The organism is Pseudoalteromonas sp. OF7H-1 (assembly GCF_022347825.1).
GTDB classification, from domain to species: Bacteria; Pseudomonadota; Gammaproteobacteria; order Enterobacterales; family Alteromonadaceae; genus Pseudoalteromonas; species Pseudoalteromonas maricaloris.
Genome location: NZ_JAKRFX010000003.1, coordinates 339,832 through 363,292 on the forward strand (window position 1 = coordinate 339,832; position 23,461 = coordinate 363,292).

Genomic DNA, 23,461 nt, shown 5'->3' on the forward strand with positions numbered 1-23,461 from the left:
CAAAGTTTTCCATCATTACAAGTCCATCTCCGTCATAGATTTATCACTTAGCGCAGCACTCAAATCTCGATCGCTTACAATATCACTGACTTTCTCTACATTTGGAGTTTGCACCTCCACCGAAATAGCATCATGAGCTTGTTTTAGCGCTTCTATACACTCAGCAAGCTCTGCAATACAGGCGTGCTCAAAGATGTCGCCAATGGTCAATTTAATATTGAAAGCTCGGTTGAGTCTCGATACCAACTGCATACCAATCACCGAATTGCCGCCGCTATCCACAAAACGTGCTGTGACGCCCAACTGCTCAACAGGGAGTAGCGAGATATAGTGCTGGTGCAGCTGCTTTTCTGTTTCAGTGCGAGGAGCCAACGTGCATATTTCTGATACTTGCTCGGCAGCAGGCATTGGTAGTGCTTTTCGGTCGCGCTTACCATTTGGTGTCATCGGCCATTGACTTAACCAAACAAAATGCTCAGGCACCATATAACTTGGTAACCATTCACCGAGCGCTTGGCGCAGCCGAGGCGAAGACCACTCGGTTGATAGCTCACCATCATCAATCATATAACCACACAGACATGGGCCAGTTTCTAGTGTTTGCACGCAAACATCGACTTCACTAGTATTGAGTATCCGCCCCAAATGATGGCTAATATCGCCAAGCTCTATACGATGACCATGGAGTTTAATTTGATTATCTAAGCGTCCTTTTACTTCAAAGCGGCCATCAGCTAAACGCCTCGCTTTGTCTCCCGTCTTGTATAAGCGGCAGCTAATGGAAGCTGTAAATTGATGATTGATAAAACGCTGCTCGGTCAGCTCCGCTTGATGTAAATAACCCATAGCAACACCACTGCCACCAATGTATAACTCGCCCCATACTCCGTCGGGTAAAGGCAGCCCTTCACCATGGCACTCGGTTGGGAGCACAAATAAGCTAGTATTTTGTATCGCTTTACCAATGGTTACCTCTGCGGCATTGTCGATATGTGCCACCGCCGACCAAATCGTGGTTTCGGTTGGCCCGTATAAGTTATAAACCGCTTTGCTGTGACTAAGTAACTGCGCGGCCAGTGCCTGAGGTAAAGACTCACCGCCACTCCATACTTTTATGCCAGAAGTGCATGCTGGCGCCGCACTTAACACGAGTTGCCATAGCGTTGGTGTTGCCTGCATCACCGTGATCTGCTGCTGTTCAATAAGCTCGCCAAGCACAGCAGGATCGCTAATACTTTCATCACTTGCCAGCACCACCGACGCACCAACGAGTAACGGCCCAAACAACTCTAGCAAGGCAATATCAAATGCCACTGTGGTAATGGCCAATAAGCGGTCATCTGTCACCAGCCCCGGCTCACGACACATAGACGCAAGCAGATTAGCAAATGCCCCGTGACTAACTTCAACGCCCTTGGGTAACCCCGTGGAACCAGATGTATAAATCACGTAAGCACGCTGCTGAGCTTGAATTAGCAAGCTTGGGCTGCGAGTCGAACTTTTGGCAATGTCTTCGGCATCGCTATCCATACAGACTCGCTTGAAACGACCATGATTGAATAACGCAGACTCTGCACTGCTGGCATCACACAGCACAACACTCGCTTTGGCATCATGCAAAATGTGCGCGATGCGCTCATCGGGGAACGTTAAATCAAGCGGTAAAAATGCCGCACCAGCTTTCATCACCGCCATAAGTGCTACCAACAGCTCCGCCCGGCGTGGTAATGCCACCGCCACGATACTATTGGGCGTTACCTGCTGCTTCATCAAGTAGTGAGCGAGCTGGTTAACACGCGCATCTAGCGCCTCATAACTGAGACTCACATCATCCGTTACCAGTGCCGTACGTGCACTGCAACGCGACACATTGTGCTGCCAAGTTTCAACAAAACTCGTCGCGACCTTAACCGATTTCTCTTGCTGTAGCGGTAACTCAACCAATCGATACACATCATCACTACTTTGTATCAACTCATTTTGAGCCCCTATCGGTGTGTTGCCTTGAACCTGCGACAGCAAATGGACAAACTTAGCCACATACTGGGTCATTAATTCAGTATCAAATTTCGCCGTGTGATATTCCACTAACAGTGACCACTGCCCCGCAACACAGGTCATATTTGTCGTCAGTTCAAATTGGCCAAATTTAGCTACACTTGGCTGCACTTCAACTTCTAGCCCATTAAAGCTCGGCAAAGTCGTTACTTTATCTAGATTAAACAAAGTGCTAGGTAGAATTAGTTGATCATTGGCAAGGCTTGCATACGGATGGGTTTGGTGATCAAAGGCATCAAGTAAGGTGTTTTGCACCCGCTGTACCAGCTCACCGATAGTGCTAAGGCCTGCTATATCAACCACAATGGGCAAGATATTGGTGCAATAGCCCAGTAACGTTTGGTCGAGTAACTCAGGCTCAAACTGCGATGCCAGTCGTTGCCTGTCTGATACCGGCACTCCTACACTTATCACAGTCTGGCCGCTTAACTTGTGTAGCCACAAGCAATACAGTGCAAGCATTGTCGCAAATTGCCCACAACGCAAAGATTGAGCAAGGGTCTCAGTATTTCGGATTGCACTTGATGAAATGGGTAATGTGAGCTGATTAACTTGGTATGAAGCCACGCTCACCGTCGTTGATTTTGGCAGCTCAAGTGGTGTTGAACTCGCTAAGCACTGGTGCCAAAAAGCTTGGTTTTTTGCAGCTTCCGGTGAATGCGAATATGCCCGCAAACTATCAATGTAGTGACTAAAGGAAACAGCTCGGCTTGCCACTTCATTTTGTTTTGCATCTTGATTGTAGCGCTCAGCGATTGCTGCTAGCACCATTTGTAGTGAAAGCCCATCGCAGATCACATGATGGGCCACAACACTTAGATAGTGCTGCGCTTTGCCATCACTCAATAACGTCACTCTACAAAGTGGGTCTTTTGCAAAATCAAACGGTTGATAACGCAGTGCGGATAGCCGCGCGTGTAATGCTGCTTGGTCTTCTTCGCTCCATGATTCAACATGCAGCTCGGCTTGTTCCACTCGGCAATATTGCATTAAGCGGTCACTATCGACACCAAAACGCAAGATTGGGAAGTCGCGGCAGACCGTAGTAACGGCTTGCTTCAGCCGCGCTAAATCGAGCTTACCTGAGAGCTTTAATATCGCTTGTAATTGATATGCACTCGCCCCTTCGCTTGAGGTCAACGCCATCGCTAATAGCTGCTGCTGGCTATGACTAAGTGGAAATGCAGCATCGTCATCACTTGGGCTCACTTCACCAAAATAACCCGCACGTTTTAAGCTAAGTACACTAGCTTCAACTGCGTTTATCACCGCTGCAATGTCTTCATCTGTATGGGCGGCGCTGAAAAAGCAGTTTCGTCCTTCCCAAATAAATACACCGCGCTCTAGCATTTCATAAAAGAACACATCAAGATTTTGCGAAAAGCGAAAACGGAATAATGAGGCAAACGCTTCTATTCGAATGGGGACGTCATGGGTTTCAAAAAACCCATTGAGATGTGCTTTAAATGCCGCGGTTTTGTCGTTGATCCCTTGTTGTAACGCTGGACCTTGCGACTTAATAGCTTGCAACACCGCTTTGGCGCTCGCCATGGTCATTGGATGTTTGCAGAAAGTCCCGGCAAAGAAGGTAGTATCGGTCAAAGGGTAGGAATCATCTCCGTATTGCCAATTTCCTCCGTCAATGGCATCAAGATAGGTAGCGGCCCCTGCGACCACACCGATAGGCATACCACCACCGACGATTTTGCCATAGGTTGCCATATCGGCCTTAACCCCTATCAAGCCTTGAACACCACCGGGATGTGCTCTAAAGCCAGTGATCATTTCGTCAAAAATAAGGGCAATACCATGTGCTTCAGTGAGCGTACGTAGTTTTCGTAAAAACGCCCAAGGCTGATTTTCAGGGTGACGGCTTTGTACCGGCTCAACAATCACCGCGGCAATATGTTGTGCCTCTCGGGTAATAACCTCTAGGGCCTCATCATCACCATAAGGTAAAACGAGATTATCGGCGATTGCGCCATAACGCACTCCAGCACACATTGCCTCTACGCCTTGCTCTGGCGACTCAGTTGCCAAAGTACCATCATAGTGACCATGGTACGCGCCTGAGAACTGAACAATTTTATCGCGTTTGGTCACCGTTCTTGCCAAGCGTAGCGCCGTCATGACCGCCTCTGTACCAGAGTTACAAAACGATGCCCGCTCAAGCCCAGTCAGCTCACAGATAAGTGCAGCAACCTCAGGCGCATCAGGACTTGCAAGTCCAAGTTGCATCCCGGCTTCAAGCTGTTGCGCCAGTGCTGCTTTGATAAAGTCAGGATTATGACCAAATAAGTTAGTACCAAAGTCCATAGTGATATCAATATAGCGATTGTCGTCGATATCCCAGATATATGCGCCCTCACAGCGCTTAGAGAACACCGGATAAAGTAGCTCTTTGCTCGACAGTCTAAAACCTGCCGATGCTCGGCAATCCGCAAGGCGTCCGCGATATTCGCTCACTAGCGCTTTTGAACTGTGCGTTTTCGCAATGTAAGCATCACTCAATGCAGCAAGATGTTGGCGTATGGCTGGGCTGCTATTGGCACGCTGCACTTGTTTTTTCTGTGCGCCTGGTAATACAGATTGGGCGCTGCTTGGCTGGGGTTTTGATACCAAGGTTGCTATCGAGGTGACAGCACTGCTTTCAACTTTCACGCCCTGTATATGGCGTAACTGCTGTCCCACCACAGCTTCTAACGCGGCTCTCGCTTCAGCGTTAGTCACTGTGCTTGCCGCCTGCAATTGCGCCTGATAGATAGCGACAAGCGTGTGGTTGTCAGCCTCTACTGCACTACCTTTTGGCGTATCAGTCGTTACCGATACAGGTGATGGCAAACTGCCAGCTTGTTGAGGACTTTGCGGCACTTTGAGATATTCACTATGGCTTTGAATATAGGCCACTAACTTATCGACATCGCTGAGCTCTTGATAAAATTGACGAACACTAAACTCTAAACCGAATTCCCGCTCATATACTCTAACGGCCTGCATGATCATCAACGAATCAACCCCCATTTCTAACAACGGAAGGTTGGTTTGGATAGCATCAGCGGGCATCGACAAGAGTCCCGCTAGGGTATTGAGCACAAAGCTGCGGATCTGAGCATCACGGTCACTTGTATCCACCACAGTCAGAGCTTCGGGCTGTGATTGTTCAGTACCAAAAATCCAGTATGAGCTGCAATCAAAGGGATATTGCGGCAAGCTCACTCTAGCGCTCGGGCGACTGCCATACACCTGTTGCCATTCGAGCGCCCCGCCTAAGTCGAGGTATGTGCCTAAACACTCGGTGAACCTCTTGCTGTCTTCGCCTTTGGGGTGCAATACATGGGCATAATTGAGCGCTTTGTTATTGCTATTTTCTTGTAGTAAGCCACTCAAAATTGGTTTAGGACCAAGCTCAATCGCTAAGCCATGCTCTAGTGACTCCAGCGCAGTTACACAGTCAACAAAGCGAACCGGTGCCATAATTTGCTCAACCCAATACTCAGCTGTTGCAATGCGTGCGGTCTCTACTTGTCCCGTCATGGACGAAACAAAAGGCAGCCGAGGCTGTTGAAATCTAACCTGTTCAGCGACTTCCCTAAAGGCGTCTAGCATGGGGTTCATCAGTGGAGAATGGAAAGCGTTTGCAGTATGCAGCGCTTTTACTTTAATTTGCTGTTCTGCAAGTACGTCACTGAGGGCAGTGATTGCTTCATCAGCACCGGAGAATACCACCCCAGCCTCACCATGGAAGGCTGAGATAACCACTTGCCCTTGATACTCGCTCAAGCAACTCTGTGCGGTTATTTCATCACATCTTGCGGCGATCATGCTGCCTTTTATCGCTAATTCATGCATTAGTTGACCACGCGCTGCAATCAACTCAACGCCATCACGAAGCGAGAACACACCCGCAATACAAGCCGCTGCATACTCACCAACGCTATGACTGAGCAGCTGAGATGGCTTTACTCCATAATGCATCAATAAGTTTGCCACACTGTATTCAACGGCAAACAAGCTCACTTGCGTCCAACGGGTTTGTGCCAGTAGTTCGCTATGCTTTTCATCGAATAACACATCCAACAGGCGTGCTCCAAAGCGCTCGCCAATCAGGCTGTCAATTTCATCTAAGTGACTGCGAAACACTGCGTGGTGTTGGTATAAAGCGTGAGCCATCAAGGGGTATTGCGAACCTTGTCCGGTGAACAAAAACGCAACTTCTGGAGCAGCATTTGCCGAAGATTGTTCAACAATAATGGGACTAATCAGTTGCGAAATCAGTGCTTCTCTACTCACACCACTAAACGTTTTATGCACACCTTTAAGCGGCACTTGCTCGGCATTTTGTGCGCAGAAGTCATCAAATGCTTGAGGAGTCAAACTCGACAATCGTTCACTATAGTGACCAGCAAGTTGCTGCAATGCAGCTTTAGATTTAGCAGCGAGAGGCAATAGATAAAACGAAGGCGGTGTTACTTCAGCTTGCGTGTCGGGTTTAGGCGCAGGCGCTTGTGCGCAGATCACATGCGCATTAGTACCACCAAAACCAAAGGAGCTTAATCCAGCGGCTCTTATTCCCCCATGTTCTGCAGGCCATGTCTGCATGTTTTGCGGCACCATAAACGGGAGCTTTTGCCATGGAATATGTGGATTTAACACCTCACTATAACGCTGCGCAGGAATTTGCCCATGCTGTAAACACAGTAGCGTTTTGATAAGCCCAGCAATACCCGCACCGGACTCAAGGTGACCAATATTCGCTTTTACCGCACCGAGAATAACCGGATCATGACGACTATGGTGTTCTCCATACGTGCGGTTTAATGCTGTGATCTCGATAGGATCGCCAAGCTCCGTACCCGTACCATGGGTTTCCACATAGTGAATATCTCCCGCCAGCATCTTGGCATTACCAAGGGCTGCATTGATCACAGCCTGTTGCGCGGCACTATTCGGCGCGGTAATGCCATTGCTGCGGCCGTCTTGATTAATTGCACTGCCTTTGAGTACACCAACAATCGGGTCGTTGTCTGTCATGGCTTGTTGTAGCGGCTTTAACATCACCACCCCAACACCTTCACTTCGCACATAGCCATCCGCTGCCTGTGAAAAGGTTTTACAATGGCCGTCAGCTGCCAACATTTGTGCGTTTTCACAGGCCTTAGTCACATCATCGCTCAGAATTAGATTAACGCCCGCCACCAATGCCGCGTTTGTTTCTCCATTTCTTAGAGCTTGAATTGCATGATGAAGCGCCACCAGCGATGACGAGCACGCCGTATCAATTGCCACACTTGGGCCGGTAAAATTAAAACTATAAGAAATGCGGTTTGCAGCAATGCTCAGCGCAGTGCCCGTGCCTAAATACGCGGTACTTTTTTGCTGTTGTTGCGACAATAAAAAGTAGTCATTTTGCGATATACCAACATACACGCCAATATCGCTACCAGCGAGCGTGGCGGGTTGGTAGCCAGCGTGCTGTATGGCGTGATAAGCCGTTTGAAGCAATAATCTATGCTGTGGGTCGATATGCTTAGCTTCGAGTGGCGAGATACCGAATAATGCAGCGTCAAACTCATCGACATTCTCTAAATAGCCACCGAGTCGGTCAGCTTCAAGGTTAAGGCAAAGCTGCTGACGCTTAGGATCTGGCGTAGTGATCCCATCGCCCTGCTGGCATAACAGCTGCCAAAATGCATCGAGTCCATTTGCTGAAGGATAACGACAAGCCATGCCAATCACGGCAATATCTGTATCCGCAATATCTTCAGTTCGGCGAGAGGCTTGCGTCTTATTCGCTTGCTCAGTGGCGCCTTTCGACTCGTTAAGCTCTGTCTGCCCTAGAGCTTGAGTAAGCGTACTAAACTGACTTAGATACTGGGCTAGTTCGCGAATTGAGGGATATTCGTAAAGTACCGTAGGCTCAAGATCTAGCTCGTGTACTTCCATTAATTCCCCTGAGATCCGTACCGCTTTCATCGAATCCACACCTAATGCCAAGAATGGCGCGTCGATATCCAAACTACGCGCGGGCTTATCTATTTCTTGTGCGACTAAATCTTGTAATAACCGCTGAATTTGCTGTAGTGACGACGAGGACGATGGCGCCTCAGCTTGTTGTCGCGTAGCTTCTTCACGGGCGCGCGCAATGACTTCAAAGTTATCGGCTAAATAACTGCGCTTATTCTCTTGGCGCTGAATTTTACCGCTCGATGTTTTATGAATGCGACCGGGTTTTATCAATACGATGTCATAAGGCGTAATGCCGTGGTGCTCAACGATCGCAGCGGTGATCTGCTGTAATACCTGCTCAGCATTTAACTTTCTTAGCGCAGTACGCTTTACTTGTTGCACGATAACCAAACGCTCTTCATCGCCATTGGAAGCTACCGAAAACGCCGCACCGCCATTTTGCTCTAAGCTATCGCTTGCTTCTGTAACCGTAAGTTCTATATCTTGCGGGTAGTAGTTTTTACCACGGAAGATAAGCACGTCTTTGGCGCGTCCTGTAACGAACAATTCCCCACGCTGGATAAAGCCTAAATCACCGGTACGCAGATAAGCCCGCTCGTCAACACCTTTAATTCTGGCATGAAACGTAGCCTCGGTTGCCGCTTGGTTATTCCAATACCCCTTTGCTACACTTGGGCCAGTTACCCAAATTTCTCCGGTTTCACCATCATTGCAGGCTTCAAAAGACTCAGGATTAACAATCGCAATACAATGCTCGCCCCAACTCACGCCAGAAGATACGGCGTAATAAGGCTGCTGTTCATCAGCCACATCTAACGCATAAAACGTATCTACTGTATCTTCATCTGCGACTCGTTCGGCTTTACCCTGCTGTAGCTTGGTCGCATCAATACGTAATATCCTTGGCTGTTCTAGAAGACGTCCACCAGATGCAAATAAGGTGGTTTCTGCCATGCCGTAACAAGGTGCGATACTCTCTCTTTGTAAGCCACACACTTTAAACTTTTGATAAAAACGCTCTAATGTGCTGGCACGCACTGGTTCTGCGCCATTTAATGCCGAGCGCCAATGAGACAAATCTAAGTCTTTAAGATCTTCATCTTTGACGGTGTCCACACACAAGTCATAGGCAAAGTTTGGCGCACTTGACGTTAATGCTTTGGTTTGTGAAAGCAGTTTTAGCCAACGTAGTGGTTTTTGCAGGAAATAAGCCGGATTCATCAGTGCCGCTGTCGCACCGATGTAGATTGGGTGCATAATGCCAAAAATCAGTCCCATATCATGGAAATGAGGCAACCAACTTACAATCGAAGAGTTGCTATCGTGACCAAACGCTTCTTTCATTAGCGCCTGATTATCAAGAATATTGTCGTGGGTTACCATTACGCCTTTAGGTGTGCCCGTCGAGCCTGAGGTATATTGCAAAAATGCCAGTTGCTCACCAAGGAGTTGTGCACGAGGCCACTGTTGAGTGGTCGATTTAAGTGCAATGTTATCGGTAGTAAATAGTGCTAACTGCGCTAGACTTGGCTCAGAATCAAGCAATGGCTTGGCGATTTCATTGATCTTTTCACTGGTAAGCGCACCTTTGGCACCTGCGTCTTCGATGATGGCACGCAGACGATCAACATTTTGATTCTTTTTAGGGGGATAAACCGGTACCGCAATTATCCCTGCGTATAAACAAGCAAAAAAAGCTTCAATAAATTCAAATCCAGAGTTGTACAGTAATAATGCTCTGTCACCCGGTTCAAAATATTCACTCAATGTCTCAGCAATAGAGGCTGCACGCTCATGCAGTTCTTGGTAGGAAATGGTTTTACTTGGTAATGCCTCATCGTAAAAATACTGATAGGCAATATCTTGAGATCGAGTACGCGCTAAACCCGCGAGTATAGTAACAATATTTGTATTCATGCCATCCCCATAACTTGGTTGGGATTCCTTTGGCAACAGCGCGAGCAGTATCAATTTGGCTTGCGACAGTTAACCATCAGTAACGTTGTAAAAAACCAATCAATTACTTAACCGCAACAAACACAGTACCCACTTAAGTAGGAAAACGTTTGTAGGGTATATCTATAAAGGTTAACTAACCGCTAAAACCGCGAGCCAAGTTAATCAACAGCACCTTTTGCTATTTGCTTGCAGCATATATACAACATTGCTGTAATCACTCACTGTCACTTTAACGCTTGAATATGGCAACTTTTTTACCATCCTTGTACGCGAGGGTGACGACATCAAAGTCTCAAATAGAGTTATAAAAAAGACCATACTGAAGCTGGTAAATCACACACAACTTGTGTGGCTTTACATCAACGACTCATGATCTGTACTGAAAAAGGCTAGCACAAGAAACTGATAAATAAACCGCTTTATTAACAAAAAAGTAAATTTATCCATTACACAAGATTACACCGAACCGTTTTTAGGAATTTTTTATTAGGTAGTAACAGGAAAGTCAGAACGATTTGTTTACTTATTGAACAAACCTCTGTTTTAGAAACACTTTTGGTAAAACTCAGAAATACAATTTAGTCTGATATCGAGGTAACGAAAATAAAACCAGTGCAAGTTTTATATTTATTTACACTGGTCTTACAGCATCAAACTATTACTTTTGTAATGTACTTAATATTACTTTAGCGAAGGCGAGGTAGTGAACGGCTTCACTCCAATCGCTTGGTAAATTTCAGCAGGCTTAAACGCTTGCTCACCTTTGATCACCAATGTCGCTTTTTGCAGTGCCGTAATGTCCTTAAGTGGATCGCCGTCTATCAATACTAGATCTGCCACTTTACCCTTGGCAATTGAACCGGTTTGATGTGCAACGCCCATCAATTTGGCGCTTTCTAGCGTTGCCATATTCAGCACATCAGCCGCTGGAATGCCCGCATCAACGTAAAGCGCCAGCTCACGGATCAAGGTAAAGCCTGCAATATTATCCGTTCCAGGTACCATTGGAACACCAGCATCATAGAGCTTTTTCAGCATTTTTTGCATTGCTTCACCCGACTCTTGGTAGCTCAGCTTAAACTGTTCATCAACATGCATCTCAGCCCCTTTTAAACCACGAGCGAATGCAATTGGCATATGCTCTGAAATAGCAGCAAATTCCGGATTGATCTTTTGATCTTCTGCCATCAATAAACTTCTGAAGGTAGATACAGTAGGATCCACAACAATGCGCTTATCACTTAGTAGCTTGATGAATGCATTCATCTCTGGACTATCAAGTGATAAGCCTGAAGCTTGCTCTCCCATCAGTGAAAACCGTTTTTGTGTTCTGGTATCCACTTCTTCACCAGCAAGGAAATTAAGGAACAGCATATTAATGTGCTGAATCTCATCATAGCCATTTGCAATGGCTTGCTCTGCCGTCATAAACGCAGGCACGTGACCGCTAAGTCTCAATCCACGACTGTGCGCACGTTCAGAAATAGGCTTTACCCAATTCGGATCGATAGAAGAATATAGCTTTACTTGAACATAGCCATTATCGGCAAAGAAATCGACCGTCTCGAGTGCTTCTTCCAATGACTTCACACTTAAGCCCGCTGAGTTTTCGCTGTATTTATCCATAAAGCCAGCACGGTACACTCGAGAGCCCAGCACCTGATTGGTGTTAAAGAGCGCTTCAATTTCCATAATATTGTCGTGCTCGTTACCCATGTCCCTAACGCTGGTAACACCGTTCGCAATATTTAAAATACCGTTCTCTTTTGATAAATGACCGTGCATATCCCAAAGCCCTGGGATCAAGGTTTTCCCTTTTCCATCAAGGCTAACCACGCCATTTTGTTTTTTAATATGTTTAGCGATTTCTACAATCTTGCCACTTTTAATCAACACATCATGGTTTTTCAGCAGTTTTTTCTGCTCACCATCAAAGACGGCAACATTTTCAATCAGTAATACAGGGACATCATGTGTCAGCTTGCTTGCGAGGTTTTCTAAATGCTGCTGTTCGGCTTGTTTTTGGATAGCCTCAAGTTCTTCGAACTGTGCTTTGGTGTAGCCGTCGCGCAAGACATACATTGGCCCCCAACTTTGTGCGAAGTAGTTACCATCGTCGTCATACCATGCAAAATTAGGAGTAAGACTAAGGCCACTCGTTACTAATAGATGAACGGTTTGCTCCCCTAACTTCATCGTTTTCATTTTTTCGATAAGCATTTTACCTTGAGGGTAAACATCTAATTCGTATTTATTATTTTTTAGAACATAACGCATCGTCGCGTTATCTAGTGCAAGGTGGTTATTAGACGGTACGTAGAAATCGAGTGTCGCATCAGCCTTAATGCCTGATTCATTGACACTTTTCCACTGCGCAATGCCTCTGTTATAGCTAAACGTTTCGTCAATTGTGGAGCCAAAAGCAGAACGTCCTTTAAGACTAAAATTGATGGGTAGTCCTTTTTCATTCAACTTTAAGGTTTCATCAATTAAGATCCGACGATTGTTCCAGCCAAACTCAATTTTGGCTTTATAGTTTTGCTCGTCGATTTTTTCTTGGGTTAGTGTGCCTGCTAAGCCCTTTTCTGAGTAAACATTATTGGTAATGGTGTCAGCAAATACCACCCAACTTTGGGTAGTTAAAAGCGCCGCAACGAGTGTCGACAAGGCACTTCGCTTTGTTATTATTTTTGTCATGTTCTTGTTCCTTAAATTTCCGTTTAACAACAATGATATTACATCAAGATAACAAAAAGCGAAGCGCTTTAACTGTTACAATTCGTGTTGATTTCACCACTCAATCAGGCTTTTAGTAACCTGCTGCTTGGCCATCTTTCCTTGTTTCAGATGCACCATAGTACGCTCCAGTTTTACCATCTCGCATAATCGCTTGATAACCGCCATAGGGACCAACTGCTTCTTGTAATTTGTGACCCTTTTTTATCAGCTCTCTACGGGTTTCCATGGAAAAACCAGACTCGAGACTAACATACCCTCCATCAGTCATGATTTCACCGGTTGGTTGCGATGAACCACTATGCAAAATTCGAGGCGCATCGCCCGCTTCTTGTAGATTCATACCAAAATCAATCATGTTAATGAGGATCTGCGCATGCATTTGCGGTTGAGTCGCGCCTCCCATCACGCCATAACTCATCCATGGTTTACCATCTTTTGTGACAAAGGCTGGAATAATGGTGTGAAAAGGTCTTTTTCCCGGCGCATAACCGTTGTAATGATTTTTATCTAACGCAAATAGCTCGCCTCTATTTTGCAAGACAAAGCCAAGCTTAGCTGGCGTCATACCCGAGCCCATACCACGGAAATTACTTTGGATCAGCGACACCATATTCCCTTCTTTATCGGCTGTCGTGAGATAAATGGTATCCCCTTCTACAGGCCCTGCATGATCGCGTTTAGCTGCTTTATTTGGATCAATCAATGCACGCCTTTCGTCAGCGTATGCTTGCGAAATAAGCGTCGCGACGGGTATCTCATTAAAGTCTGGATCGGCGTAGTATTTTGCCCTATCTGCAAAGGCAAGTTTTTTTGCTTCAACAAAGGTGTGAATATACTCTGGGCTGTCGAATCCCATTGTCTTGATATCATAGCCCTCTAAAATATTGAGAATTTGCTGGGCGGCAATGCCCTGACCATTAGGAGGTAGTTCCCATAACGTGTAGCCGCGATAATCAGCACTTACGGGGTCAACCCACTCACTGTGGTGCTCAGCCAAGTCTTGGTAACTTAAGTATCCACTATTGGCTTTCATGTAACGGTCAATTTCTTTAGCAATTTCGCCTTTATAAAAGGCATCGCGGCCTTTTTCTGCAAGTAACTCATAGGTATTAGCGAGTGCCGGATTCTTAAATATCTCTCCTTTTTTAGGCATTTCCCCCTCTGGCATAAACACTTCTTTAAATCCGGAATATTGCTCACGGGCCGACACCGAGCGCTGCATATAATAAGCAATCAACTCAGAAACTGGAAAGCCGCTTCTAGCGTAGTCGATACTGGGCTGAAGTAACTGTTTCATTGGCAGTTTGCCAAATTTGTTGTGCAGTTCAAACCAACCATCGACCGCACCAGGTACAGAAACGGGAAGCGGCCCATAGCTTGGAATTGTATCGCCTTGCTGCTGTAATTTTGCTAGCGAAAGGCTTTTTGGTGAGCGCCCAGAAGCATTGAGACCAAATAACTTTTGTTGCTTCGCGTCCCACACAATCGCAAATAAGTCGCCACCAATACCGCAACCTGTAGGCTCCACTAAGCCAAGCATGGCATTGGCTGCAATTGCAGCATCTATGGCGCTTCCGCCTTGCTTCAATACCTCTATTGCGACTTGGGTTGCCAGTGGTTGAGAAGTTGCCGCCATGCCCTGAGTTGCAATCACTTCAGAGCGGCTAGCAAAAGCTTTTCCGGTGATCCTGTCATAAGCGAGAGCCGCTGAGCTTACTGATGCACAAAGCATACTAACCAGCGTGCATTTAACTACCTTATTCATTATTTTCTCTTTTGTTGTTTTCTTTTTAACCAATATAAAAAGCCAAATTGCTTACAGCAATTCATTTGCGGTCAAAGCGAAAGAAAACGAGATTGGACCTAATGCGAAAACTCAACAATCCATTGCCATAGCACTCGCTCTACCACGAGAATATTCGCCCAAATTTGATACAGGTTTTTGCAGCTGGACTACACTAGTGATGGATCACTCTGCAGAAAAAAGTAAACGCGTAAGAGCAAGAACCACAGCCTGGGTAATGGCATTGAAATGAAAACCCTAATCGGGATCGGGGTAATTGAATTGGTTATTTATGAGTAATCGGGTTATTTCTATAAATTTAAAACAAACGCTGACTTGGGGCACGGTACTCTGTGGCTTGGTGATCTCGTCTCTTATCATCTCCATTTCATATGTTAGCCAACGAGACATGCTGCTCGAAAGCTATGAGACCAAACTAAGACAAAATTTAACTCATTTAGGTAAACATCTTTTTACTGAGTTTGTGGAAGGCAACAATAATCAAGTTAGCCTGACTCTCGAGGATTATTATTCTGACAGTAAATATAAAGCACTCTTCCTTATTCAAGGAGAAACGCTCATCAACGAGACCCAACACTCGGCGATTGGACTACAAGTATTTAATCAAGTTATCAGTCAGGCGCAAGCGACAGCAACACTACGCACACTTGATCTCACTGTAACATTTGACCCTAATCAGCAGCACTTTCTCGCAGCCATTCCCATTTCACCGAAAGTGCCCGTCGCTGAGTCCGCTGATGTAGTTAGGCTGGTTGCTATTTATGACGTAAGCACCGTTTTTCTTTCGTTAAAGCAACAATTGATAACGAAGGCGAGTATTTTAGCGGTGTTTTTGATACTCATCATTATTGCGCTACTAAGCTTTACCCATTACTTCATTCATAAACCAATCAAAAGACTGATCCAAGTAGGCGATGCATTATCCACAAAGTCTTTGAGCAGTAGAGCCGACATCGTGGGACATGGCGAGCTTGGAGTCCTTGCTAAGCAATTCAATGTCATGGCACAAACGTTAGAGAAAAACTGGCAACAACAATTACAAAGCACTCAGGAATTACAGCGCCGTCACGCTCTTATTAATAGTGTTTTTGAGGCTTTACCGGATATTTTCTTTATAATCAATACGGACGGTACCATCTTAGAATGCCATACCGGAAAATCAGACGACTTGTATATGTCGCCAGAGCAGTTTATCAACAAGAAAATGGCGGAGGTACTGCCCTCCCACGCAGCTAAACAATTTAGCCAAGCCATCAAGTCTGCCAATCAGCGCCACCAATTAACCCAAATAGAATATCCACTGACAATTGCTGATCAAGCGAAGCTATTCGAAGCTCGGTTATCTCCTATTCCAGGAACAGATCAACTAGTAATCGCAGTGCGCGATATCACCGAGAAAAAACGTCAAGAAGAAGTCATTTTACATCACGCTTTTTATGATTCATTGACCGATTTACCAAATCGCTTTTTAGCGATGGAGCGGCTAGCACAGCAACTGTTTGATGCCGAACGCAACGATGAGCTTGCGGTAGTGTTTTTTATTGATTTAGATGATTTTAAAAGGATCAATGATTCACTCGGTCACGAAACGGGGGATCAAATTCTCATCGCTTCAGGAGAAAGGCTCAAGCAATCGCTACGTGAGCAAGATACCGTGTCACGGCTTAGTGGTGATGAGTTTATTGTGTTGATGGGAGGGTTTAAGCACACTGCAGACATTACCTCTGTTGCCGATATGCTCATCAAACTTTTTCACCATCCCATTATTGTCGACGATAAAGATTTTAATATTTCAGTCAGTATAGGCGTTGCTATCTATCCTTTAGACGCGAACTCCCCCCAAGAATTACTTAGCTGCGCTGATACCGCGATGTACAATGCCAAAAGTAATGGTCGCAACAACTACTGTCTATTTAATCAAAAGATGAGTCAACAGTTATCTCGACGCATTGAAATTGAGGAAGCACTGCGCGTAGCACTGAATGAAAACGAGTTAGAAGTGTTTTACCAACCTCAATTTTATATTGAAGACAGTGATGTATTTGGCGCGGAAGCTTTACTCCGCTGGCACAGTAAAACACTGGGTAATGTCTCTCCTGCGGAGTTCATTCCCGTCGCAGAACAAAGCGGTTTGATCATCGACATCGGATTGTTTGTACTCTCAACTGCTATTAACCAAGCACACCAATGGCAGCAACACTTAGACTCCGACATCCGTATCGCAATCAATTTATCACCTAGGCAGTTTAAAGATCCTAACCTATTGAAACAGATAGAGCTATTAGTAAAAGACATCCCGATTGCCAATCGCTTTATCGAGTTGGAGATCACAGAAGGCGTATTGATCTCAGGACAGGCACAGGTAAAACAGACCTTAACCCAATTACATCAGTTAGGGTTTAAATTATCTTTGGATGATTTTGGTACGGGCTATTCGTCACTGAATTACCTCCGTCATTACCCCTTCGATTTACTCAAAATCGACCGCAGTTTTATCAGCGATATGCTCGCCACTCACGAGTCTAAAGCGTTAGTTAAAACCATTATTGCCATGGCGCATAATTTATCGATGAAGGTAGTCGCCGAAGGCGTGGAGACGCTGGAGCAATTGCGTTTATTGCAGCAGCTGGAATGTGATTTTGGTCAAGGATATCTGATCAGCAAGCCGCTTTCTGCTGCACAGTTTGAATCCTTTTACCATACTAAGATCGAACCAGTTAAGCGCTCTTCTTAGCAAGAAAAACAAAGTGTAAAAGCAACATCGCGCCCGAATATACACTTGAGATAATAAATCAGGGTAAACACAAGACTAATAAAAATAATATGTTAGTATTGCAAGGCAGTGTAAGGATTTTGAATCATGAATATAGAGTTACTAGTTAGCAAAGCCAAGCAAGTATGTGACAACCGTGGTGCACGATTTACTCCAATTAGAGAAAAAGTATTTAGACTACTCGCCTCTAAACAAGGTGGCGTTGGCGCATACGACTTACTTGAAGAGCTCAAGTTGACGGAAGCGGCTGCAAAACCCGCTACCGTATATCGTGCCTTAGACTTTCTTTCTGAGTTGGGTTTTATCCATAAAATTGAAAGTACAAATGCGTTTATGCTTTGCCACCACTTCGACCACACACATCCAGTGCAGTTACTGATCTGTGATAGTTGCGGTAACGTTCAAGAGTTACACTCAAACACGATTTCGCATGAACTGAACAACCTAGCTGCTGAGACTGGATTTGTGGTTACAGAGCAAACCATCGAGGCTCATGGCCGTTGCGAAAAATGTAAAGATTAAGTGCAGTGAGCAAAAAAGCCCACTACACTTATCACTAAGAGCGACACTAATTTATTAAAAATGCGTAAGGGAAAGTCCATATGAATGTAGAGTTCATCAACCCCTTTTTATCATCTCTAATCAATGTATTGGCTACAATGGCGCAAACAGAATTGACGCCGGGTAAGCCAAAAGTGAAGAAAGACGAAGTCGCACAAGGTGATGTATCGGGTCTGATTGGCATGGTTGGTCCACAGACGAAAGGGTCATTTTCGATCACCTTTGAAGAGAACTTAGCGCTAACCATTATGGAGCGTATGCTTGGTGAACGCCCAGATTCCATAAATGAAGACGTCACTGATATGGTTGGTGAAATCACCAACATGGTCACTGGCGGTGCTAAAAACCTGCTCGGCGAAAAAGGCTACGAGTTTGATATGGCAACACCGGTTGTCGTTTCAGGCCCTGGCCATACCATCACCCATAAATGTGATGGCCCTAAACTTATTATGCCGTTCACCTCTCCTGACGGTAATGCCAATATTGAAGTCAGCTTCGACAAACTCGCCTAATAGTTAAAAGCACACGTTACTTTATGAGTTGGACTCAAAAACAAATTACCTTGAAGCCTCGAAAACGAGGCTTTCACTTGGTAGACGACGAGATTATCTCTCAGCTTCCAGAATTACATGACTATCGTTTAGGGCTGCTGCACCTGTTTATACAACACACCTCCGCCAGCCTAACAATTAACGAAAATGCCGACCCAACGGTACGCATGGATATGGAAAGCCACTTTAATCATTTTGTACCACAGAGGCAAAGCTACTACCGACATGACTATGAGGGCGATGACGATATGCCGGCACATATCAAATCCAGCACTTTAGGATGTGAAGTAACCATTCCCATTTCTGAGGGCCGCTTACATTTAGGTACTTGGCAAGGCATTTATCTCGGTGAGCATCGTGACCATGGCGGTGCCAGACGCGTTATCGCAACGCTTCAAGGTGACAGAAAAGGCTAAGCGCTTAGCCTTCGATGTATTCGTAGCTTACTCTTGGGGTGACGTTACACAGCAGCTCATATGGAATAGTATCTGCACATTGCGCTATTTCTTCTACGGGCAGGTTTGGTCCCCACATTTCTACTTCATCACCAACTTGAATGCCATTAGGATTATCACCAATATTCACACTGATCATATCCATAGACACGGTGCCGACTATGCCATAACGCTGGTTACCAATAACCACTGGAGTGCCAATTTTGGCGTGTCTGGGATAACCGTCTCCATAGCCAACACCAATAACGGCAAGATAGGTATCCTGTTCACATTGCCAACGTCCGCCATATCCCACCGCTTGATGCGCTCTCACCCGCTTGATGGCAATAACTTTAGTGGTCAAGCGCATGACTGGCTTTAAACCGTGTTGCTGGCCAACACGCGCAAGCATAGGTGAAACGCCATAAAGCATTAGGCCCGGACGGATCCAGTCGCCATGAGATTCTGGCCAACCTATGATCCCCGCGGAGTTTGCCAAACACAATGGTGCGTGACTTTGGCCAACTAACGACTTAAATAGTACTTGCTGTACTTCGGTTTTATTGTCTTTGATATCATCGGCACAAGCAAAGTGTGTCATTAAGTGGATTTTATCAGCAACATTTTTTGAGCGCTTAAGGCGGGCATAGAATGCTTCAAACTCTTCAGGCTCAACGCCGAGACGATGCATACCGGTATCTACTTTTAGCCACACAGTAAGCGGTGCATCTAAATTAGCACGCTCAATCGCTTCAAGCTGAGAAATGTCATGCACTATAGTTTGCAGATTATTGGCAAGTAGAATAGGTAAATCAGAAGGGTGAAAAAAACCTTCTAACAAGACAATTGGTTTAGTGATGCCACCTGTTCTAAGCGCGAGCGCTTCATCAACTCTCGCCACAGCGAATGCATCCGCATCTTGCAAATGCTGAGCTATTTTAACCAAACCATGACCATAAGCATTGGCCTTAAGTACCGCCATAATCTTACTTTTTGGCGCCAGTTTTTGCGTTAGCTGTAGGTTTTCTCTCAGCGCGGTTAAATCGATTTCAGCACTCGCTAGTCGCATTTCACTACTCAATTGACAGTTAATATTCGTCGTCCATTGCTGGACCCGCATAGTTATCGAATCGAGAGTATTGACCTTGGAAGGTTAACCTAACCTTACCGATCGGACCGTTACGTTGCTTACCTATGATGATTTCGGCCGTGCCTTTGTCTGGGCTATCGTCGTTGTAAACTTCATCACGATAAATAAACATGATTAAGTCGGCATCCTGCTCGATAGAGCCTGATTCACGTAAGTCGGAGTTTACTGGGCGTTTATCTGCACGTTGTTCTAGCGTACGGTTAAGCTGAGAAAGCGCGATAACTGGACACTGCAGCTCTTTGGCTAGCGCCTTTAATGAGCGAGAAATTTCAGCAATTTCAAGCGTACGGTTGTCCGAAAGGCTCGGTACGCGCATGAGCTGCAAGTAGTCCACCATGATCATGCTGATCCCACCATGATCGCGTGCAATTCGTCTCGCGCGTGAACGAACATCCGTTGGCGTAAGACCAGATGCATCATCTATGTACATCTTGCCCTTTTCCATCAGTAAGCCCATGGTGGATGACAAACGTGCCCAATCGTCATCATCTAATTGACCGGTACGTACCTTGGTTTGGTTGATACGGCCGAGTGAGGCGAGCATCCTCATCATGATCTGTTCTGAGGGCATCTCTAGCGAGTAGATCAGTACTGGCTTATCTTGCGTCATCGCGGCATGCTCAGCCAAGTTCATCGCAAATGTGGTTTTACCCATCGACGGACGCGCTGCAACAATGATCAAATCAGAAGGCTGCAGTCCTGCCGTCATCTTGTCTAAATCGCCGTAGCCTGTACTTACCCCAGTAACACCATCTTGTGGAGATTGGTAAAGTTCTTCAATTTTATCAACGGTTTTCTCTAGGATGCTGTGAATACTTTGCGGACCTTCAGTGCTTTTAGTGCGCTGCTCAGCAATCTTAAATACCTTGCTCTCAGCTAAATCTAACAGCTCATGGCTATCTCGTCCCTCAGGATTAAAGCCAGCCTCTGCTATTTCATTCGCCACACCAATCATTTCGCGAACAACCGCACGCTCACGTACGATACTCGCGTATGCATCAATATTTGCAGCACTTGGCGTGTTTTTAGCAATCTCAGCAAGATAGGAGAAACCGCCTATGATTTCTAACTGGTTGTTCTTTTCTAGATTCTCAGAAATCGTGATTAAGTCGATAGGTTGACTAAGCTCTACCAGCTTTTCCATTGCTTCAAAAATCAGCTTATGGGTTCTGGTATAAAAGTCATGAGACACCACCAATTCCGCAACACGGTCGAAGGCTTCATTATCTAGCATCAAGCCACCGAGCACAGATTGCTCAGCTTCAATTGAGTGCGGTGGAACTTTTAAGGTATCGACTTGTATATCTGGTTTAGCCATATCACAACATTGAGAAATTGAAGGCCCTCTATTGTATCTGGTCTACCCATAAGTGCAAATAACAAAAGGCCAGAGTTTGGGGGAAACTCTGGCCTTTTGTTATTTGATGAAAGCGCGTATTAGTTACGCTTTAGCTCAATATTGCCGCTAACGGTATCGATTTCTACATCTGCATTACCACCGTTAAGCACAAACTCAAGTGAACGAGCTGGGCCATATTTGGCTTTTTTAACTTGATCTGAACTTAGCTCATTGGTGATATGGCCGCCTGAATGCGCGTTGATTTCAAACCTTGCTGATACATCCGTAGGGAAATAAAGCTCAATATCGCCACTAACGCTGTCCATATTTATATTGGCGTTGTCCAGTAACTTTGCTGCATATACTGCTATTTCGCCGTTAACGGTGGATAAGCGTAAGTCTTTTAACTCTGCCATCTTCAACTCGACTTCGCCATTGACGTTTTCTAAGCGCAGCTCGGTTGCAGTGGTTTGCGTTTTAATTTCGCCATTAACCGCGTTAAATCTTAGCTTACCGCTCGAAGCGATATCCTCAATGTCCCCATTGACGGTTTCAAACTGAATATTGCCATCTAAGTCACGACTATCAATATCACCATTTACCGTTTCTAGTGCAATTTTACCGCTGATTTTACTCGCTTTAATATTGCCGTTGACCGTTTTGATACGGGCGCCCGCAGTTAAATCAGCAGCTTCAACGTCAACTACCACTCCTTCAAAATTTAATTCGCTGCTACGAGGCATGTAAATAGTGAGTTTAGAGCCATCACCACCGCCCCAACTTTTATAGCGTCTTGGCATCTTCACGATAAACTCGGTTACCTCACCAGAGGTTTCTAGTTTATAGCCCTCGGCTTTATCGTCTAACTCGCCAGTCACTTTAAAAACGTCTTTATCCCATGTTTTTATCGTTACGTCACCGCGCTGATTCTCGATGACAACTTTACCATTTGCAGGAACAGACAGTTCTTTATCGATAGATTCTCCAGCGAACACCATCGCAGGTAGCGCCGCTAGTCCAATAATTAATGCTTTCATCCTAATTCTCCTAAATTTGTTGCCAACGAGGTTGGTGAACCTTATTGATTAAGTCGAGTTGCTGCTGATAAATCTGAGCTAACATTTTTAACAGCGCAGCATTCTCAGGATCTTGCTTTAAAGACAACTTAATCGCTTGTTCCGCCTGCTCGAGCTCTTGCAATTGTGTCTGCCAATCAGAAGTCAGCGCTGGCTGCGTTTCATATTGAACCAGTAAAGACTGCTTTTGCTGCTCAAAAAAAGCGCTAATATTAGCCAGTGAATCTTGCTTAGGCTGATTCATAATGACTTGCCAAGCAAGTAAGCCCGCAATAGTACACGCCGCAATACCAGATAACTTTTGCCAATTATTTTGCTTTGGCGGCTGCATCGGTTGTGCTTGATTGATTGCACGCTCAACGCCTTGCCACAAGTCACGTTGTGGCTTTGGCTGCGACTGTTCGTCATTCAGTGCGGTATGCATAAATTCATCAAAAGATGGTTTAGTCATTGTTGTACCACTCCTGTAATAAGTTACGTGCTCGGTGATATTGCGATTTACTCGACCCTACGGCCATGTTTAACATATTGGCAATTTCCTCGTGGCGATACCCTTCGACAGCATGTAATACGAAGACCAACCTGGCACGTTCCGGCAATCTGACAATGAGTTTATCAAGGCCATTTAGCTCTCCTAGCTGCTCAGCTCCTTGCTCATCCAGTCCGGATTGTTCAAAGCTTACGACCTTTTGTAACCAGTTTTTTTGCTTTCTAAGATAGCTAATAGCAATATTACTGGTCACACTATGAAGCCAAGTCGTAAATTGTGATTGCCCTTTAAATTGGTCTATCTTTTGCCACAGTTGCACAAAAACTTCCTGACATGCATCTTCTGCATGGGCGGGCTCAGCGAGCAATCTAAGACATAATGCATATACGCGACGGTGATGTTGCTCAAATAGTTCGCGAAATGCACCTTGGTCCCCTTGCTGGCACCTAGCCACTAGCGCATCGGTTTGTTCTTGTGTAAATGCCTCTTTGGCATTAATTATCATGCGTCTGTTCCTTTGGGTTGATTCCTTCATCTTCGCATATCGAATGAAACAAACA

12 protein-coding genes are annotated in these 23,461 nt (G+C 45.4%); 4 read left to right on the forward strand and 8 right to left on the reverse strand.

All coding sequences use genetic code 11. The features are described 5' to 3' along the window. Positions 1 to 15 precede the first annotated feature (15 nt). From MHN30_RS05670 to ggt, 3 genes are all read right to left on the reverse strand, one after another. Positions 16 to 9,942, reverse strand: a complete 9,927-nt coding sequence (locus MHN30_RS05670) for a non-ribosomal peptide synthetase/type I polyketide synthase (protein WP_239358886.1) — start codon at positions 9,940 to 9,942, stop codon at positions 16 to 18. Positions 9,943 to 10,665: 723 nt separating this feature from the next. Continuing rightward, positions 10,666 to 12,681 carry an amidohydrolase family protein gene (locus MHN30_RS05675; protein ID WP_130164921.1) on the reverse strand — a complete coding sequence of 672 codons (2,016 nt, stop codon included), beginning with the start codon at positions 12,679 to 12,681 and terminating at the stop codon, positions 10,666 to 10,668. Between the two features lie 112 nt (positions 12,682 to 12,793). Next, the gene (ggt, locus tag MHN30_RS05680) at positions 12,794 to 14,488 is read right to left on the reverse strand and encodes a gamma-glutamyltransferase (RefSeq protein WP_239358888.1); all 1,695 of its coding nucleotides are present in this window, start codon (positions 14,486 to 14,488) and stop codon (positions 12,794 to 12,796) included. Positions 14,489 to 14,798: 310 nt separating this feature from the next. On the opposite strand from ggt, the gene MHN30_RS05685 reads away from it, so the two are divergent. The 4 genes from MHN30_RS05685 to MHN30_RS05700 all read left to right on the forward strand — a co-directional run bounded on the left by MHN30_RS05685 (position 14,799) and on the right by MHN30_RS05700 (position 18,828). Beyond that, entirely contained in the window at positions 14,799 to 17,261 is a 2,463-nt protein-coding gene (locus MHN30_RS05685) for an EAL domain-containing protein (RefSeq protein WP_239358890.1), read from the forward strand. Positions 17,262 to 17,387: 126 nt separating this feature from the next. After that, positions 17,388 to 17,822: a zinc uptake transcriptional repressor Zur gene (gene zur, locus MHN30_RS05690; protein ID WP_039494096.1), complete on the forward strand. Its 435-nt coding sequence runs from the start codon at positions 17,388 to 17,390 to the stop codon at positions 17,820 to 17,822. Positions 17,823 to 17,902: 80 nt separating this feature from the next. Further along, positions 17,903 to 18,373: a chemotaxis protein CheX gene (locus MHN30_RS05695; protein ID WP_010607100.1), complete on the forward strand. Its 471-nt coding sequence runs from the start codon at positions 17,903 to 17,905 to the stop codon at positions 18,371 to 18,373. 23 nt (positions 18,374 to 18,396) lie between these two features. After that, positions 18,397 to 18,828, forward strand: a complete 432-nt coding sequence (locus MHN30_RS05700; RefSeq protein WP_239358892.1) for a secondary thiamine-phosphate synthase enzyme YjbQ — start codon at positions 18,397 to 18,399, stop codon at positions 18,826 to 18,828. 4 nt (positions 18,829 to 18,832) lie between these two features. Here MHN30_RS05700 and alr read toward each other — a convergent pair whose 3' ends face one another. The 5 genes from alr to MHN30_RS05725 all read right to left on the reverse strand — a co-directional run bounded on the left by alr (position 18,833) and on the right by MHN30_RS05725 (position 23,406). Beyond that, a complete protein-coding gene (gene alr, locus MHN30_RS05705) occupies positions 18,833 to 19,915 on the reverse strand; it encodes an alanine racemase (RefSeq protein WP_045987983.1) in 1,083 nt (360 codons plus the stop codon). A 19-nt stretch (positions 19,916 to 19,934) separates the two neighbouring features. Further along, positions 19,935 to 21,314 (reverse strand): replicative DNA helicase, encoded by a 1,380-nt coding sequence (dnaB, locus tag MHN30_RS05710; protein WP_039494088.1) that lies wholly within the window; start codon positions 21,312 to 21,314, stop codon positions 19,935 to 19,937. Between the two features lie 119 nt (positions 21,315 to 21,433). Beyond that, a complete protein-coding gene (locus MHN30_RS05715) occupies positions 21,434 to 22,372 on the reverse strand; it encodes a DUF4097 family beta strand repeat-containing protein (RefSeq protein ID WP_130164925.1) in 939 nt (312 codons plus the stop codon). A 10-nt stretch (positions 22,373 to 22,382) separates the two neighbouring features. Next, positions 22,383 to 22,862 carry a hypothetical protein gene (locus MHN30_RS05720; RefSeq protein WP_130164926.1) on the reverse strand — a complete coding sequence of 160 codons (480 nt, stop codon included), beginning with the start codon at positions 22,860 to 22,862 and terminating at the stop codon, positions 22,383 to 22,385. Further along, complete coding sequence (locus tag MHN30_RS05725; RefSeq protein ID WP_010368802.1) at positions 22,855 to 23,406, reverse strand: RNA polymerase sigma factor; 552 nt, start codon at positions 23,404 to 23,406, stop codon at positions 22,855 to 22,857. The genes MHN30_RS05720 and MHN30_RS05725 overlap by 8 nt, the downstream gene beginning before the upstream one ends. Positions 23,407 to 23,461 lie beyond the last annotated feature (55 nt).

Bases quoted from the DNA above. Each gene is read 5' to 3' on its own strand.
- dnaB (WP_039494088.1), bottom strand. From the start codon at position 21,314: ATGGCTAAACCAGATATACAAGTCGATACCTTAAAAGTTCCACCGCAC.
- MHN30_RS05725 (WP_010368802.1), bottom strand. From the start codon at position 23,406: ATGATAATTAATGCCAAAGAGGCATTTACACAAGAACAAACCGATGCG.
- MHN30_RS05685 (WP_239358890.1), top strand. From the start codon at position 14,799: ATGAGTAATCGGGTTATTTCTATAAATTTAAAACAAACGCTGACTTGG.
- MHN30_RS05675 (WP_130164921.1), bottom strand. From the start codon at position 12,681: ATGACAAAAATAATAACAAAGCGAAGTGCCTTGTCGACACTCGTTGCG.
- MHN30_RS05670 (WP_239358886.1), bottom strand. From the start codon at position 9,942: ATGAATACAAATATTGTTACTATACTCGCGGGTTTAGCGCGTACTCGA.
- zur (WP_039494096.1), top strand. From the start codon at position 17,388: ATGAATATAGAGTTACTAGTTAGCAAAGCCAAGCAAGTATGTGACAAC.
- ggt (WP_239358888.1), bottom strand. From the start codon at position 14,488: ATGAATAAGGTAGTTAAATGCACGCTGGTTAGTATGCTTTGTGCATCA.
- MHN30_RS05695 (WP_010607100.1), top strand. From the start codon at position 17,903: ATGAATGTAGAGTTCATCAACCCCTTTTTATCATCTCTAATCAATGTA.
- alr (WP_045987983.1), bottom strand. From the start codon at position 19,915: ATGCGACTAGCGAGTGCTGAAATCGATTTAACCGCGCTGAGAGAAAAC.
- MHN30_RS05720 (WP_130164926.1), bottom strand. From the start codon at position 22,862: ATGACTAAACCATCTTTTGATGAATTTATGCATACCGCACTGAATGAC.
- MHN30_RS05700 (WP_239358892.1), top strand. From the start codon at position 18,397: ATGAGTTGGACTCAAAAACAAATTACCTTGAAGCCTCGAAAACGAGGC.
- MHN30_RS05715 (WP_130164925.1), bottom strand. From the start codon at position 22,372: ATGAAAGCATTAATTATTGGACTAGCGGCGCTACCTGCGATGGTGTTC.